The following is a 14721-nucleotide window of genomic DNA, read 5'->3' as shown; positions in this document are numbered from 1 at the left end:
GTTCAGGTTCGGGTCATTTGCCGGCGCCGGCGATACGGTCGCCGTCGCGGGTGAGGAAGTATGCGGCAAGGATCGGCAGAAGCGTCACCAGCACGACGACCATGGCGACCACATTGGTCACCGGCCGCTGCCGCGGGCGGATCAGCTCCTCCAGCATCCAGATCGGCAAGGTGGACTGCTGGCCGGCGGTGAAGGTCGTGACGATCACCTCGTCGAAGGACAGCGCGAAGGCGAGCATGCCGCCGGCCAGAAGCGCCGTCGCGATGTTCGGCAGGATGACGTAGCGAAACGTCTGGAAACCATCCGCCCCGAGATCCATCGAGGCCTCCACGAGCGAGCCGGACAGGCGGCGGAAGCGGGCGACCGCATTGTTGTAAACGACGACGATGCAGAAGGTGGCATGGCCGAGCACGATGGTGAAGAACGAGAAGGGGATATCCGCCATCGAGAAGGCCGACCGCAGCGCGATGCCGGTGATGATGCCGGGGAGCGCGATGGGCAGGATGACGAGCAGCGACACCGCCTCGCGTCCGAAGAAGGCCGAGCGGGAGACGGCGGCGGCACAGAGCGTGCCGAGCACGAGGGCGATGGCGGTCGAAAGGCTCGCGACCTTCACCGACAGCGTCAGCGCCGCCCAGACGTCCGGCCGGTTCCAGGTGACGGCGAACCATTGCAGCGTCAGCCCGGGCGGCGGAAAGCGGTAGCTCTTTTCTTCAGTCGTGAAGGCATAGAGGAAGATGAGCAGGATCGGCAGATGCAGGAACAACAGGCCGAGACAGGCGGAGATCTTCAGGGGCAGCGGCGCCCGGTCGAGACGGTCAGAGCGCATCGAAAGCTCCCATGCGACGGGCGGCCCAGAGGTAGACGCCCATGATGACGATGGGCACCAGCGTGAAGGCGGCGGCGAGCGGCAGATTGCCGGCGGTGCCCTGCTGCGCATAGACGGCCTGCCCGATGAACAGGCGCGAGGAGCCGATGATCTGCGGAATGATGTAGTCTCCGAGCGTCAGCGAAAAGGTGAAGATGGAGCCGGCAACGATGCCCGGCAGGGCGAGCGGCAACAGCACATGGCGGAAGGTCTGGCGCGGATGGGCGCCGAGATCGGCCGAGGCCTCGACAAGGCTGCCGGACACGCGTTCGAGCGCTGCCTGGATCGGCAGGATCATGAAGGGCAGCCATACATAGACGAAGACGAGGAAGGTGCCGGTGTAGCTGACCGACAGCGAGTTGCCGCCGATGACCGGGATCGCGAGCCAGGCATCGAGCAGCCACAGGAGATGCAACTGGCTGAACAGCCAGGTGAGAATGCCCTCCTTCGCGAGGATCAGCTTCCAGGCGTAGATCTTGACGAGGTAGCTCGACCAGAGCGGCAGCATCACCCCGAGATAGAACACCGCCTTCCAGACCCCTTGGGCATAGCGCGCGGCGTAATAGGCGATGGGAAAGGCGATGACGATCGACGCCAGCGTCACGCTCGCGGCCATCAGCACGGTGCGCAGGATGATGTCGAAATTCGCATCCGAGAACAGCTGCCGGTAGGTGGCCAGCGTCGGCTCGTAGGTCACGAGACCGGAGAAATCGTCAATGGCGAACAGGCTCTGGGCGAGGAAGACCGCAAGCGAACCGAGATAGACGACGCCGAGCCAGAGGAGCGGCAGACCGAGAAGCAGCGCCAGAAACAGCTTCGGATTCCGCCAGAAGACGTCCGAGAGGCGAGCCGAGCACGTCCCGGCCGGGGGCACCGTTGCATTTTCCCGGTGAGCCTGCGTCACGGTCGCCATCAGGCCTCCTCCATCACGTGGAGATCCTGCCGGTTGAAGGCGAAGGTGACGGGCTCGCCGGCGGCGGGCACGGGCGTGCCGGCCGGAAGCGCGGCGACGATGCGTTCGCCGCCGCAGTCGAGCGTCAGCCGGTTGATCGGTCCGAGGAAACTCGCGGCGATCGGCACGCCGGTGAGGCCGAGTTGACCGTCGGCGGGTGTGCCGAGCAGGATCGATTCCGGGCGCAGGCTCGCCGCGGGGGCGTCAAAGCCGAGCCGCGCGCATTGTTCGCGGGAGAGAACATTGGAGGAGCCGACGAAATCCGCGACGAAACGCGTCTTCGGACGGCGGTAGATCTCCTCCGGCGTGCCCACCTGCCGCACCTTGCCCTCATGGAACACGGCGACCCGGTCGGCCATGGACAGGGCTTCGCTCTGGTCGTGGGTGACGAAGATGAAGGTGAGGCCGAGCGTCTTCTGCAGGGTCTTCAGCTCGTCCTGCATCTGCTCGCGCAGCTTCAGGTCCAGCGCGCCCAGGGGTTCGTCGAGCAGCAGCACGCGGGGCCGGTTGACGAGCGCGCGGGCGAGGGCGACGCGCTGGCGTTGACCGCCGGAGAGCTGGCCGGGCTTGCGCGCGCCGTAGCCGGGCAGGGCGACCATCGCCAGCGCCTCTTCCGCCGCCCGCCGCCGCGCGGTTTTGCCCATGCCCTTGACCATCAGCCCGTAGGCGACATTGTCGAGGATCGAGAGATGCGGAAACAGCGCGTAGTCCTGGAACACCGTGTTGACGTTGCGCCGGTAGGGCGGCACGCCTTCCGCGGTCTCGCCGAAGATTTCGATATGGCCGGATGTCGGCTGTTCGAAGCCCGCGACGAGCCGCAGGCAGGTCGTCTTGCCGGAGCCGGAGGGGCCGAGCATGGCGAAGAACTCGCCTTCCGCAACCGCGAGATCGACGCCATCGACGGCGCGAACGCTGCCGAAATGGCGCGAGACGTTTTCGAAGAGGATGGCGGTCATAGGAAGTCCTGTTGGGGCTGGGAATGTCAGCTCGTACCCGGAGGCGCCCCTCATCCGGCTGCCGCCACCTTCTCCCCGCCCGCGGGGAGAAGGAACTTGTGGCACCGCTTTCGCCAAACATTACAGCGTCGGGCAGGCCACGTCCCCTCTCCCCGCGAGCGGGGAGAGGGTTAGGGTGAGGGGCTAGGGAACCCGCTCAGGCTTATGGAAACAGTGTTTGAAAACGCCGCGACCTACCGCCCGCCGATGACGCCGATATAGTCCGAGACCCAGCGGTGATAGGGCACGCACTCGCTCTGGCTGGCGCATTTGGCAACCGGCGTCTTCCAGAACTTCACCTTCTCGAAATTCTCGTAGCCATTGGTCTTGCAGCCTTCGTCCGTCAGCAGCGCATTGCCCTTGCAGGCTGCGCCGACGGAGGGGTTGGCGCCGAACCAGGCGGACACGTCGCCCTGCACCTTGGGCGAAAGCGAATGCTCCATCCACAGATAGGCGCAGTTCGGGTGGGCGCTTTCGGACGAGAGCATCGTCGTGTCGGCCCAGCCGGTCGTGCCTTCCTCGGGGAAGACGGCGGCGATCGGCTGTTTTTCCGCGGTGAGCAGGTTCACCTGGAACGGCCAGGAACCCGAGGCGACGACGCCTTCGTTTTTGAAGTCGTCGATCTGGATCATGGCATCGTGCCAGTAGCGGCCGACCAAGGTGCGCTGGACCCGCAGGATGTCGAGGGCCGCCTTGTACTGCGCCTCGTTGAGCTCGTAAGGGTCCTTGATGCCGAGTTCCGGCTTGTGCGCCATCAGATAGTTGGCGGCGTCCGCCACATGGATCGGCCCGTCATAGGCCTGAACCCGGCCCTTGTTGGACTTGCCGTCGGGCAGGGTCATCTCCTCGAAGACGACCTTCCAGCTCTTCGGCGCCTCGCCCTTGAAGGCTTCGGTGTTGTACATCAGCACGTTCGGCCCCCAGACATACGGCGTGCCGTAGTGGACGCCCTTGACCGTGTGCCACGGGGCATCCTGCATGCGTGCGTCCAGCGTCTTCCAGCTGGGAATGAGGTCGGTGTTGATCGGCTGCACGCGCTTGCCGGCCACGAGCCGGAGCGACGCGTCGCCCGATGCGGTGACGAGGTCGAAGCCGCCCTCGTTCATCAGCGCGACCATCTCATCGGACGTCGCGGCAGTCTTTACCGAGACCTTGCAGCCGCTCGACTTTTCGAAGTCGGTGACCCAGTCATAGGCCTTGTCGGTCTCGCCCCGCTCGATATAGCCGGCCCAGGCCACGATCGACAATTCGCCCTCGCCCGTGCCGAGCGCCTTCAACGGCTCCTGTGCAATGGCGGAGGTGGCGACGGCAAGCGAGAGGGCGAGGGTGGTGCAGGACTTCAGAATCTTGATCATCTGTGGTCTCCCGGTTCGGCCGTTGTTCGGCTCGTCTGTTCCCGCAGAGAAAGGTGCCGCGCTTCCGCCGCATTCGCAAATTCATTAAACAGATAGCCGGTATCGGTTTTTCCGAACGCTAGCTCCGCCCGCGGCTGCTGCGCAGGGTTTCCACCACGCCGATGAAATCGCGCGCCGATTGCGGCAGGCTGGAGCCCTTGCGCCAGACCATGCCGACCTGCACCACCGGCAGGGCGCCGGATACGTCGCGGCTCTCGATCCGGTCGCCTTCCAGCGACCAGGGCCGGTAGACGAGATCGGGCAGGAGGGCGATGCCGGCGCCGGTCGCAACGAGGCTGCGCACGGCTTCCACCGAGCGGGTGCGAAAGGCGACATGCGGGCGCGCGCCGAGGGCGGCGAGCAGCTTGCCCGTGTTTTCCTCGATCTCGTCCACCGTCAGCATGATCAGCGGCTCCTGCGCCACATCCGATATGGAAATGATGTCCGCCGAGACGAGCCGGTGGCCGAGCGGCAGCCACAGCCGGTAGGGCGACGTCTCGATGATCTCCGCTTGCAGCGCCATGCGATCGCGCAGGTTGGAAATGACCATGACGGCGACATCGAGTTCGCCGCCGACGAGAAGGTGCTCGAGATAGGAGCCGTTGTCCTCGATGGCGCTGACGTCGACCGAGGGGAAGGCCCGCCGATACCGCGCCAGAAGATCCGACAGGACATAGCCCGCCACCAGCGACGTGACGCCGAGATTGAGCTTGCCGCTGCCGGTTTCCGGCGCATGGGCGAAAGAGCGGCGGGCATCCTGAACGCCGGCCAGGATCTTGGTCGCATGGCGCAGGAACTGGTGTCCGTTATGGGTGATGTGCAGGCCGCGCGGATGCCGGTCGAAGAGCGCGACGCCGAGATCGCTTTCGAGCTCCTTGATCGCTTCGGTGATCGACGATTGCGAGATCGACAGGTTCTGCGCCGCCCGGGTGACGGATCCCTGTTCGGCAACGGCGACGAAGAACTGAAGCTGGCGGAGCGTGAAGGCCATGCTGTTCTTATCCGGATGTGGCTGCGGGTTGGCAAGTCCCGCAATGGCCGGGACGCCTGCCGCGCACCGGCCTCACGGCGGGCCGCTTGACAGGGCGCATCCGCGCCACAGGTTCCCGCTTATGAAGGAACCGCGCTACACAAAATCCAACCTTCCGACGAAGATCTGTGCCGCCTGCGGCAGGCCGTTTGCGTGGCGGAAGAAGTGGGTGCGGGACTGGGAGAACGTCAAGACATGCTCCGAACGGTGCAAGGGTGACGTGCGACGAAAGGCATCGACGGGGCCGGAAAATCGGTAAAAGCGGCGCTTGAGAGAAAGAAGTCGCCGTGTCGAATGCCTGACGAGACATGGAGACGGTAAGAGGAAAGCATCGTTTCGTCTTGTCTTTGTTGCGATGCACAAGGAAAATTCGGAGCGCCAAGGGCGCGGATGATGAAAATTTCCGCCGTTCCATTAGCGCCATGTTCAGGATTTTCGGACAGACTGTAAGAGCTCCTGCACAGACAGTAGAAACGATATCCGGATTGCCAGCGTGATTTTCGCAGAAAGTAAAAATTCTGATATCGCCAGGAATATCCATGCACTGGATGAGGCGTGGCAGCTCGGATGCTCGGGACGATCCAGCAGTGCTCTCGAGATATCGCTCTCCGTTCATGAACTGTCTTTGCAGCGGGGCAATTCACCGGAGACGGCACGCAGCGCGCAGGACACCGCCTGGTACTGCTTCCAGCTCGGCAAGCCCGAAATGGGCCTTCGCTACGTCGCGCAGGCGGTGGCGATCTGGCACGATCTCGATCAGCCGGCCTTCGAGGCGCAGGCCTTGAGCATTCAAGCCTGGCTCCATCTGGAGTTGGGCCAGCTGGAGGAGGCCGTCGCGCTGGCGGCGGAGGCGCTCGACATTGCCGATCAGAGCGGCGATCCGCGCACGCGCTCGCTGGCTATCAATGTCACCGGCGTCATCTTCTGGATGTCCCGGCAACCGCCGTTGGCCATCGACTATTGCGGCCGGGCCGTGGCGCTGGCGCGGGAGGCCGGCGATGCGAGCTTCGAGTGCTGGTGGCTGATCAATCTCGGCGGCTCGCATGCCGAGGCCGCCTATCTCGCTCTGGACGCGGGCGACCGCGCATCTTTCGATGCCGCCATGGGACCGGCGATCGACGTAACCCGGAGCGCCTATGCCCTTGCCCAGTCCCTCGGAGACGGGTGGGCCGAGCGTCTCTGTCTCGGCAATCTCGCCGAATATTTCAACGCGGCCGAGGACTTCATCGGCGCGGAGCAGTTTCTTGCCCGTTTTCGCGCCATCACCAGCGAGGACGATGCGCGCGGCGAGGGGCACTATCTCGATATTCTCGGGCGGACGCTCGTTTCGCTGAAGCGCTATGAGGAAGCGCTGGTGCCGCTGCAGCATGCCCATGCGCTGGCGAGCATCAACGGCAATGTCGAGACGCTGATGTTCGCCTGCCTGTACCTTTCCAAGGCGCACGAGCATCTTCGCGCCTTCGAACCGGCGCTCGACTTCCACAAGCGCTATCACAGTCTTCACCAGCAGTTCACGGCCGAGCGCGCCCAGCGCAATGCGCGCCTTGCCGATATCCGCTACGAGACCAAGAAGCTGAGGATGTTGCTCGACACGGAAGCCGTGCGGACGGCCGAGATCGCCCGGTCGTTCGAGGCGCTCCAACAGCAGACGACCCTGCTGACGGAGGCGGCGAACACCGATCCGCTCACCGGCCTTGGCAATCGCCGCCGTCTGGAAGCCGTGCTGGACGCGGTGGATGCCGCCGGCGAAGGCTATGCGCTGGCGGTGCTCGACGTCGATCATTTCAAGGCGATCAACGACACCCATTCGCACATCATCGGCGATCGCGTCTTGATCGGGCTCGGCGGGTTGATCAAAGGCTCCTTGCGGGGGGCGGACCTTGCCGTTCGCTTCGGCGGCGAGGAGTTCGTGGTGCTGATGGCCGGCGTCACCTGCGCGCAGGCCAAACGCGCCTGCGAGCGCATGCGCCTGACGGTCGCCCGGCATGACTGGTCGGCGGTGGCAGCCGGGCTTACGGTGACCGTCAGCATCGGCATCGGCGTGTCCGTCGAAGGCCCTGACGCACGCGACATCCTCGAGATCGCCGATCGCAATCTCTATCGCGCCAAGCAGGGCGGCCGCAACAGGGTCATCGTCTCTCCCCGGCCCGCGCCCCCGCGCCTACGCTGATCGGTCCGCGACCTCAGAATGCGTCTGCAGAGGGCTTCCTCGCACTATACTCCCCGGCTGTCTCGTCTATAGAGTCCATGATGAAGGCGCTTCTGTTCGCGCCGGCACGGGAATGACACGGCGGGGATGGCAAGATGACGGCGATGACGATGGACGAGGCTCTGGATCGCGCCGGCACGGGCCGGTTCCAGCGCAGGCTGCTCGGTGTGTTCGGTCTCGTGTGGACGGCCGACGCCATGCAGGTGCTGGCCGTCGGTTTCACCGCCGCCTCCATCGCGGCAAGCTTCGGGCTAACCGTGCCCCAGGCATTGCAGACGGGGACCTTGTTCTTCCTCGGAATGTTGATCGGCGCCGTCGTCTTCGGGCGGCTCGCGGACCGCTGGGGCCGCCGGCGCGTGCTTCTGCTCACCGTCGCCTGCGATGCGGTCTTCGGGGCGCTGTCGGTTTTTGCGCCGGATTTCACCAGCCTGCTCGCCTTGCGCTTTCTCACCGGCATTGCCGTCGGGGGCACGCTGCCGGTCGATTACGCCATGATGGCGGAGTTTCTGCCGGCGCGAAACCGCGGCCGCTGGCTCGTCATGCTCGAAGGGTTCTGGGCCGTGGGCACGCTGGCGATCGCGCTTGCCGCCTGGGCGGCAAGCGTCGCCGGCGTGGCGGATGCGTGGCGCTACATCTTCGCCGTCACGGCGCTGCCGGCGATCATCGGCATCGGCCTGCGCGTCTTCGTGCCGGAGTCACCCTATTATCTTCTGCGCGCAGGTCGCGGCGAGGAAGCCAAAGCCATCGTCAACCGCATGCTGGTCATGCACGGCAAGCCGGCTCTGACGGCCGGCGAACCTCTGGTCGCGGCGCCGAGAACGGCGGGCGAAGGCGTGTTCTCGCCGGCTTTGCGCCGCCGCAGCCTGCTGATCCTGACCGTCTGGTTTCTGGTGTCCGTCTCCTATTACGGCATCTTCACCTGGATGCCGGCGCGTCTCGCGAGCGAGGGTTTCGGCTTCGTGCGCGGCTATGGCTTTCTGGTGTTCGTGGCGCTGGCGCAGATCCCCGGCTACGCGCTTGCCGCCTTCGGCGTGGAGCGGTGGGGACGCCGCCCGACGCTGATCGGCTTCTGCCTTCTCTCTGCGCTCGGCTGCCTGCTCTTCGTCCTGTCTCCGGACGACCTGCTGATCGGCGCGTCGCTGCTCTTGATGAGCTTCGCGCTGTTGGGAACATGGGGTGCGCTCTATGCCTTCACGCCCGAACTCTACCCTACGGCCTCCCGCGCGACCGGCATGGGGGCCGCAGGCGCGGTCGCGCGGCTTGGCGGGCTCATCGCCCCGACGCTGATGACGGTCGTCGTGACCTTCGGCGTCGGAGTGGCGGTCGGGCTGTTTGCAGCCCTTCTCGTCTGCGCCGCGTTTGCCGCCCGCATGATCGACGCGGAAACGCGGCAGGCATCCCTCGCCTGAGGCGAATTCGGCGAAGCGCTGCCGTCAGGATGCCGCGGGTTCGGCGCTCCCTTCGCTCTCTCCCCTGATCCAGGCGCGGGTTTCCCGCAGCACCTCGTCGGACAGGTCGGGATCGACGATGGCGCGGGAGAGGATAATGGCGCCGACCATGGCAGCCCAGCTGCCGATGACGGCCCGCCGCATCTCAGGGCTCGTGTCGCCATCCGGCGTCCGGCTCATGCGCGCGATCTGCGTCTGCAGGCCTTGCGTAATGGCGGCCCGCGCGGCTTCGCCCTGATGGCGGCTTTCGGCGCTGAGGCCGGCGATGGGGCAGCCATTGCCCGGATTGTCGCGATGACGCGGGGTGAGATACTGGTCGAGATAGGCGGCGATGTCCTGCGTATCCTCCGCCCGCGCCCGGAACGTGCTGGCCAGGGCCTGTGCCACCAGATCGTCCTTCGACGTGAAGTGCCCGTAGAAGCCGCCATGGGTGAGGCCTGCGGCCTTCATCACCTCGGAAACCGTCACCGCTTCGAACCCTTTCTCGCGAAACAGCCTGCTGGCCGCATCCAGAATACGGAGACGGTTTTCCGCCATCTGTTCCCGACTGACTTTCATGCCGATCGTCTCCCAAGCCTTCGCCGCACAGGACAGTGCCGGCGACATTCATGATCACGGTCATCATTGTAGAGGGTGCAACCTGCCAAGGCAATGGCTGGCCGACGATGCGTTCTGCCGCGGGCCCGGCCGTGCTCGCTGTCCGCCCGGTTGCCGCCGAAAGATTTGCCGAACAAAGCCATTGACAGTTTCATGATAGTCATCATAAATATAGCAATGATGATAGTCGTCATCATTAGAATCTGTTCGTAAAGCGAGAGTGCATCGTGTCCAAACTCCCAGCAGTTCTCATCACCGGTGCGTCGACCGGTATCGGCGAAGTCTATGCCGAGCGTTTTGCCCGCCGCGGGCATGACCTCGTTCTCGTCGCCCGCAACAAGGCCCGGCTCGATGCCGTCGCGGCGCGGCTGATCCAGGAAACCGGTGTCTCCATCGACATCATCCAGGCCGACCTCACCCGCGTCGCCGATCTCGACATCGTCGAAGCGCGCCTGCGCGAGGATGCGGCGATCGGCGTGCTGATCAACAATGCCGGCGGCAATCTGCGCGGCGGCTTCCTCACCCAGACGCCCGACGACGTGGCCCGTCTGGTCGCCCTGAACACCACCGCCGTCGTGCGTCTTGCCAGCGCCGTCGCACCGCGCTTTGCCGAAGCCGGCACCGGTGCCATCGTCAACATCTCGTCGGTCGTCGGTCTCGCGCCCGAATTCGCCCTGTCCGTCTATGGCGCCACCAAGGCTTTCGTCACCTTCCTCTCGCAGAGCCTCAGCGTCGAGCTCGGTCCGAAGGGCGTGTATGTCCAGGCCGTGCTTCCCGCCGCCACCCGAACCGAGATCTGGGAACACTCCGGCATCGACGTCAACACGATGAGCGGCGTCATGGAGGTTGCCGAACTGGTCGATGCCGCGCTTGTCGGCTATGATCGCCGCGAAGCCGTGACGATCCCGCCGCTGCCCGATGCGGCCCAGTGGGAAACCTATCAGGCGGCACGCCAGGCGATGCTTCCGAACACCCGGCAGGAGCACGCCGCCGAGCGCTACCGCACGGCCGGATAAGACGCGCGCCGCCCTTGTCTTCAACAGGAAAACCAGAATGACGTTCAAAGCCCTGCTCACCGCCAAGGATGGCGATGCGTTTTCCACGAAGCTCGTCGACCTGACCGAAGCCGACCTGATGGACGGCAACGTGACGGTGGACGTGGATTACTCCACCGTGAACTACAAGGACGGGATGGCCATCACCGGTCGCGTCCCGGTCATCGAGCGCTTTCCGCTCGTGCCGGGCATCGACCTTGCCGGAACGGTCTCGGCGTCCTCGCATCCCGATTTTAAGGTCGGCGATCGCGTGGTCGCCAATGGCTGGGGCCTGAGCCAGAGCCATCATGGCGGTTTTGCCCAGAAAGCCCGGCTGAGCGGCGACTGGCTCGTCAAGCTTCCCGACACGCTGTCAACAAAGGACGCGATGGCCATCGGCACGGCGGGCTACACGGCCATGCTCTCCGTGCTCGCGCTCGAACATGGCGGGATCACGCCCGACAAGGGCGATATCCTCGTGACCGGCGCCAATGGCGGCGTCGGATCGGTGGCCATCTCGCTTCTCTCCGGCCTCGGTTATCGCGTCGTCGCCTCGACCGGACGTCTCGGGGAGGCAGCCTATCTCCGCGAGCTCGGTGCGGCCGATGTCATCGACCGCAAGACGCTGTCGGAGCCGGGTGCGCCCATCACGACGCCGCGCTGGGCCGGGGCGATCGACAGTGTCGGCAGCCATACGCTCGTGAACGTGCTGGCGCAGACCCGGTACCGTGGCGTCGTCACCGCATGTGGCCTCGCCCAGGGGCGCGACCTTCCGGCGACGGTGCTGCCGTTCATCCTGCGCAACATCACGCTGGCCGGCATCGACTCGGTCAACGCCCCGCAGGCCGTGCGCCTTCAGGCGTGGGCGTGTCTCGGGCGCGATCTTGATCTGAAGAAGCTTGCGCGGACGACGACGGTCATCGGCCTCGAGCAGGTGCCGGCGGTGGCCGAGAGCATTCTGGGCGGGCATGTTCAGGGCCGGACGGTCGTGGACGTCAATCTCTGAAGGCGACCGCCGGCCTTTTGCAGGCCGGTACCCCGAAAGCCGAAGGCCGCGTGTCCATGACGACGCGCGGCCTTTGTTCGTACAGGGGCGTTCGGCGATTTCACGGCATCGGGCGCCCGCCTTCTGTTCAGCGGGCGCAGAGCGTGCGTCCTGCCGAAGATGATGGCGACGACATCCGGCAGATCCATCTTGGGGGAGATGAGCCGCTCCGCCGGAGGCCGGGCTCGTTGTGCCCGTCTGCAGCGTTCATCCCGCTGTCTTGCGATGAGCGCTCGAGACTATTGCACTATCCGAATTTAATGATATTATGACCGTAATTCAAAAGAGAGAGATCACGCGTCATGCGCTACGAAAAAGGCCGGAAGGATGCCTCGCGGCGCCGGATCATGGATGTCGCCGTCGAGCGGTTCCGTACGGACGGGATCGCCGCTTCCGGTCTCGCCACGATCATGAAAGATGCGGGGATGACGAACGGAGCGTTCTATCCGCACTTTCCCTCCAAGGCCGATCTGGTGCGGGAGACCGTTTCGGATGCCCTGAGCCAGCAGGCGACCTGGCTGCGGGGTGTGCTGGACGAGGGCGGGCTTCAGCGGATCGTCGATATCTATCTTTCGCCCGACCACCGCGACGAGCCGGGCAAGGGCTGCGCCTCCGCGGCCCTTCTTCCGGAGCTTTCCCGTCAGCCGCCGGAGACGCGCGGCATGTATGCCGCGCAGTCCCGCGTGCTGGTGCTGCAGCTTGCTGCGGCGCTTCCGGCCGCTGTCGAGAACAGGGAGGATGTGGCGACGGCGATCTTCGCCATGATGATCGGCACCCTGCAACTCTCACGCGCCGTCGATGCCGACGTCTCGGATCGTATCCTGCAGGCTGGAAAGGACGCGATCGACGTTCTGGCCCGCCGTTCCCGCAACCCCGCCACCAAGGCGGACTGACCCGCAAACCCCTCATCCGAACCAGGTGCAACAGCGCCCCCAGCTATGTCGAATGCCCCGTTTCAAGGGCGCAGCAGACCGGAGATCCCTCGTGAAAGCCTTTGTCGTCGAGAAATACAGGAAGAATGCCCCGTTGCGCCTTGCGGATCGGCCGAATCCGCAGGTTCAGGACAGGGATGTGCTCGTTCGCATCGAAGCGACGGCCGTCAACGTGCTGGATGCCAAGATCCGCAACGGCGAGTTCAAGATGTTCCTGCCCTACCGTCCGCCCTTCGTGCTCGGCCATGACGTGGCCGGTACCGTCGTGGACGTCGGCCCCGGTGTCAGCCGCTTCCAGATCGGCGACGAGATTTATGCCCGCCCGAGGGATAACCGGGTCGGAACGTTCGCCGAGTTCATCGCCGTCGATGAGGCCGATGTCGCCCTGAAGCCCCGCACCCTGACGATGGACGAGGCAGCCTCGCTCCCGCTCGTCGCCCTGACCGCTTGGCAGGCGCTGGTCGATGTCGCCCGGGTCAAGCCGGGCCAGAAGGTCTTCATCCAGGCCGGGTCGGGCGGCGTCGGCACGATCGCGATCCAGCTTGCCAAGCATCTGGGCGCAACCGTCGCGACGACGACCAGCGCGAAGAATGCGCCGCTCGTCAAAAGCCTCGGTGCCGATGTCGTCATCGACTACAAGACGGAGGACTTCGAGAAGGTGCTCTCGGGCTACGATGTGGTGCTGAACAGCCAGGACCCGAAGACGCTGGCGAAATCGCTGAAGGTGCTGAAGCCCGGCGGCCATCTCGTTTCGATCTCGGGCCCGCCGGATCCGGGCTTTGCCGACGCGCTGAAGCTGAACGGCCTGCTGAAGCTCGTCATCCGGCTCATCAGCCGCAGCGTGCGCAAGCAGGCAAAGAGCCTCGGCGTGCACTATTCCTTCCTGTTCATGCGCGCCGATGGACGGCAGCTGGAACAGATCGCCGGGCTGGTCGACAAGGGCGTTCTCAGCGCCGTCGTGGACAAAGTCTTCCCCTTCGCCCAGACGCCCGAGGCTCTGGCCTATGTCGAGACGGGACGCGCCAAGGGCAAGGTCGTGATCAAGGTCGCCTAAGACCCGTGAAGGTCCATGGCGGGCGAGTGCGCCTGCCCGCCATGGACGGTATCGATGACGATCAGCTCTTCGGCTTTTCGTGGTGGCCGCCGAAGGCGAAGCGCATGGCGGAGAGCAGCTTGTCGCCGAACTCGGCCTCGCCCTGCGAGGTGAAGCGCTGGTAGAGCGCCGACGACAGAACGGGCACCGGCACACCGGTGTCGATCGCCGCCTTGACGGTCCACCGGCCTTCGCCGGAATCCGACACCCGGCCGCTGAAGCCGGCAAGGTCCGGATCGGTCTTCAGGGCGCCGGCTGTGAGATCGAGCAGCCAGGAGCTGACGACGCTGCCATGGCGCCAGACTTCGGCGATGGCGGCGAGATCGAGATCGAACTGATAATATTTCGGCTGCTGCAGCGGGCTCGTTTCCGCATCGGCGGCGCGATCGGCCTTCCCGGCATTGGCGGCCTTCAGAAGGTTCATGCCTTCCGCATAGGCGGCCATCATGCCGTACTCGATGCCGTTATGCACCATCTTGACGAAGTGGCCGGAGCCGCTCGGTCCGCAGTGCAGATAGCCGCGATCCGCGGTCTTCATGTTTTCGCTCATGTCGGCGGGATCGATATCGCCGCCCGGGGCGAGCGTTGCGAAGATGGGGTCGAGATGGCGCACGGCATCGTCCGGCCCGCCGATCATCAGGCAATAGCCGCGATCGAGACCCCAGACGCCGCCGCTCGTTCCCACGTCCACATAGTTCAGCGACCGGGCCGAGAGGCGTTCGGCGCGATCGACGTCGTCATGGTAGAACGAGTTGCCGCCGTCGATGATGATATCGCCCGGCACCATATGGGCGGCCACGCGCTCGAGGTTCTCGTCGGTGATCGCCGCCGGCAGCATCAGCCAGACGGCCGCCGGCTTTGCGAGCTTCGACACCAGCTCCTCCACCGAGGCGGCACCTACGGCACCTTCCGCAACCAGGGCTGCGACGCTTGCCGGGTTGATGTCGTAGACGACGCATTCGTGGCCCCCGCGCAGCAGGCGGCGCACCATGTTGGCGCCCATCCTGCCCAGTCCCATCATTCCGATCTGCATTGGATTGAAACCTTCCTGCTTCTGTCGCCGGTTGGTGGCGGCAGCCTTTATGTAGGCCGGTTCGAGCCCGAGGGAACCTCCTGCCGGCGCT

General features: G+C 65.2%; 14 protein-coding genes. 7 read left to right on the top strand and 7 right to left on the bottom strand.

Going from position 1 to position 14721, the window contains the following annotated elements:
- Window positions 1-13 precede the first annotated feature (13 nt).
- The 5 genes from LRX75_RS02925 to LRX75_RS02905 all read right to left on the bottom strand — a co-directional run bounded on the left by LRX75_RS02925 (window position 14) and on the right by LRX75_RS02905 (window position 5200).
- Complete coding sequence (locus LRX75_RS02925; protein WP_231811718.1) at window positions 14-829, bottom strand: ABC transporter permease; 816 nt, start codon at window positions 827-829, stop codon at window positions 14-16.
- Entirely contained in the window at window positions 819-1781 is a 963-nt protein-coding gene (locus LRX75_RS02920; protein WP_231811717.1) for an ABC transporter permease, read from the bottom strand. Before LRX75_RS02920 ends, LRX75_RS02925 begins: the two co-directional genes overlap by 11 nt.
- Window positions 1781-2776, bottom strand: a complete 996-nt coding sequence (locus LRX75_RS02915) for an ABC transporter ATP-binding protein (RefSeq protein WP_231811716.1) — start codon at window positions 2774-2776, stop codon at window positions 1781-1783. The genes LRX75_RS02920 and LRX75_RS02915 overlap by 1 nt, the downstream gene beginning before the upstream one ends.
- Window positions 2777-3009: 233 nt before the next feature.
- A complete protein-coding gene (locus tag LRX75_RS02910) occupies window positions 3010-4170 on the bottom strand; it encodes an ABC transporter substrate-binding protein (protein ID WP_231811715.1) in 1161 nt (386 codons plus the stop codon).
- 118 nt (window positions 4171-4288) lie between these two features.
- A complete protein-coding gene (locus LRX75_RS02905; RefSeq protein ID WP_231811714.1) occupies window positions 4289-5200 on the bottom strand; it encodes a LysR family transcriptional regulator in 912 nt (303 codons plus the stop codon).
- On the opposite strand from LRX75_RS02905, the gene LRX75_RS23380 reads away from it, so the two are divergent.
- From LRX75_RS23380 to LRX75_RS02890, 3 genes are all read left to right on the top strand, one after another.
- Window positions 5199-5498: a DUF2256 domain-containing protein gene (locus LRX75_RS23380; RefSeq protein WP_420851131.1), complete on the top strand. Its 300-nt coding sequence runs from the start codon at window positions 5199-5201 to the stop codon at window positions 5496-5498. The two genes, LRX75_RS02905 and LRX75_RS23380, sit on opposite strands and share 2 nt — an antisense overlap.
- Window positions 5499-5864: 366 nt before the next feature.
- Window positions 5865-7409 carry a GGDEF domain-containing protein gene (locus LRX75_RS02895; protein ID WP_231811710.1) on the top strand — a complete coding sequence of 515 codons (1545 nt, stop codon included), beginning with the start codon at window positions 5865-5867 and terminating at the stop codon, window positions 7407-7409.
- Window positions 7410-7543: 134 nt separating this feature from the next.
- A complete protein-coding gene (locus tag LRX75_RS02890) occupies window positions 7544-8857 on the top strand; it encodes an MFS transporter (protein ID WP_231811708.1) in 1314 nt (437 codons plus the stop codon).
- A gap of 24 nt (window positions 8858-8881) precedes the next feature.
- Here the strand turns inward: LRX75_RS02890 and LRX75_RS02885 are convergent, their stop codons facing one another.
- Window positions 8882-9454, bottom strand: coding sequence for a TetR/AcrR family transcriptional regulator (locus LRX75_RS02885; protein WP_231811707.1), 573 nt, complete (start codon window positions 9452-9454; stop codon window positions 8882-8884).
- Between the two features lie 266 nt (window positions 9455-9720).
- Between LRX75_RS02885 and LRX75_RS02880 the strand changes: the two genes are divergently transcribed.
- The 4 genes from LRX75_RS02880 to LRX75_RS02865 all read left to right on the top strand — a co-directional run bounded on the left by LRX75_RS02880 (window position 9721) and on the right by LRX75_RS02865 (window position 13558).
- Window positions 9721-10509, top strand: coding sequence for an SDR family NAD(P)-dependent oxidoreductase (locus tag LRX75_RS02880; protein WP_231811706.1), 789 nt, complete (start codon window positions 9721-9723; stop codon window positions 10507-10509).
- A 37-nt stretch (window positions 10510-10546) separates the two neighbouring features.
- Entirely contained in the window at window positions 10547-11533 is a 987-nt protein-coding gene (gene acuI, locus LRX75_RS02875) for an acrylyl-CoA reductase (NADPH) (RefSeq protein WP_231811705.1), read from the top strand.
- Between the two features lie 341 nt (window positions 11534-11874).
- A complete protein-coding gene (locus LRX75_RS02870; RefSeq protein WP_231811704.1) occupies window positions 11875-12465 on the top strand; it encodes a TetR/AcrR family transcriptional regulator in 591 nt (196 codons plus the stop codon).
- A gap of 91 nt (window positions 12466-12556) precedes the next feature.
- Window positions 12557-13558, top strand: coding sequence for an NADP-dependent oxidoreductase (locus LRX75_RS02865; protein ID WP_231811703.1), 1002 nt, complete (start codon window positions 12557-12559; stop codon window positions 13556-13558).
- Between the two features lie 61 nt (window positions 13559-13619).
- On the opposite strand, the gene gnd is transcribed toward LRX75_RS02865, so the two are convergent.
- On the bottom strand, window positions 13620-14630 hold the full coding sequence (gene gnd / locus LRX75_RS02860) for a phosphogluconate dehydrogenase (NAD(+)-dependent, decarboxylating) (RefSeq protein ID WP_231811702.1): 1011 nt from the start codon (window positions 14628-14630) through the stop codon (window positions 13620-13622).
- Window positions 14631-14721: the final 91 nt, after the last annotated feature.

The organism is Rhizobium quercicola (assembly GCF_021168455.1).
In the GTDB taxonomy this organism is placed as follows: domain Bacteria; phylum Pseudomonadota; class Alphaproteobacteria; order Rhizobiales; family Rhizobiaceae; genus Ferranicluibacter; species Ferranicluibacter quercicola.
This window is presented reverse-complemented; position numbering and strand designations above follow the sequence as displayed.

What these genes read in the sequence shown, in the direction of transcription:
- LRX75_RS02920 (WP_231811717.1), bottom strand. Translation starts at nt 1,781, where the DNA reads ATGGCGACCGTGACGCAGGCTCACCGGGAAAATGCAACGGTGCCCCCG.
- LRX75_RS02885 (WP_231811707.1), bottom strand. Translation starts at nt 9,454, where the DNA reads ATGAAAGTCAGTCGGGAACAGATGGCGGAAAACCGTCTCCGTATTCTG.
- LRX75_RS02905 (WP_231811714.1), bottom strand. Translation starts at nt 5,200, where the DNA reads ATGGCCTTCACGCTCCGCCAGCTTCAGTTCTTCGTCGCCGTTGCCGAA.
- LRX75_RS02870 (WP_231811704.1), top strand. Translation starts at nt 11,875, where the DNA reads ATGCGCTACGAAAAAGGCCGGAAGGATGCCTCGCGGCGCCGGATCATG.
- LRX75_RS23380 (WP_420851131.1), top strand. Translation starts at nt 5,199, where the DNA reads ATGCTGTTCTTATCCGGATGTGGCTGCGGGTTGGCAAGTCCCGCAATG.
- LRX75_RS02925 (WP_231811718.1), bottom strand. Translation starts at nt 829, where the DNA reads ATGCGCTCTGACCGTCTCGACCGGGCGCCGCTGCCCCTGAAGATCTCC.
- LRX75_RS02890 (WP_231811708.1), top strand. Translation starts at nt 7,544, where the DNA reads ATGACGGCGATGACGATGGACGAGGCTCTGGATCGCGCCGGCACGGGC.
- LRX75_RS02915 (WP_231811716.1), bottom strand. Translation starts at nt 2,776, where the DNA reads ATGACCGCCATCCTCTTCGAAAACGTCTCGCGCCATTTCGGCAGCGTT.
- acuI (WP_231811705.1), top strand. Translation starts at nt 10,547, where the DNA reads ATGACGTTCAAAGCCCTGCTCACCGCCAAGGATGGCGATGCGTTTTCC.
- gnd (WP_231811702.1), bottom strand. Translation starts at nt 14,630, where the DNA reads ATGCAGATCGGAATGATGGGACTGGGCAGGATGGGCGCCAACATGGTG.
- LRX75_RS02910 (WP_231811715.1), bottom strand. Translation starts at nt 4,170, where the DNA reads ATGATCAAGATTCTGAAGTCCTGCACCACCCTCGCCCTCTCGCTTGCC.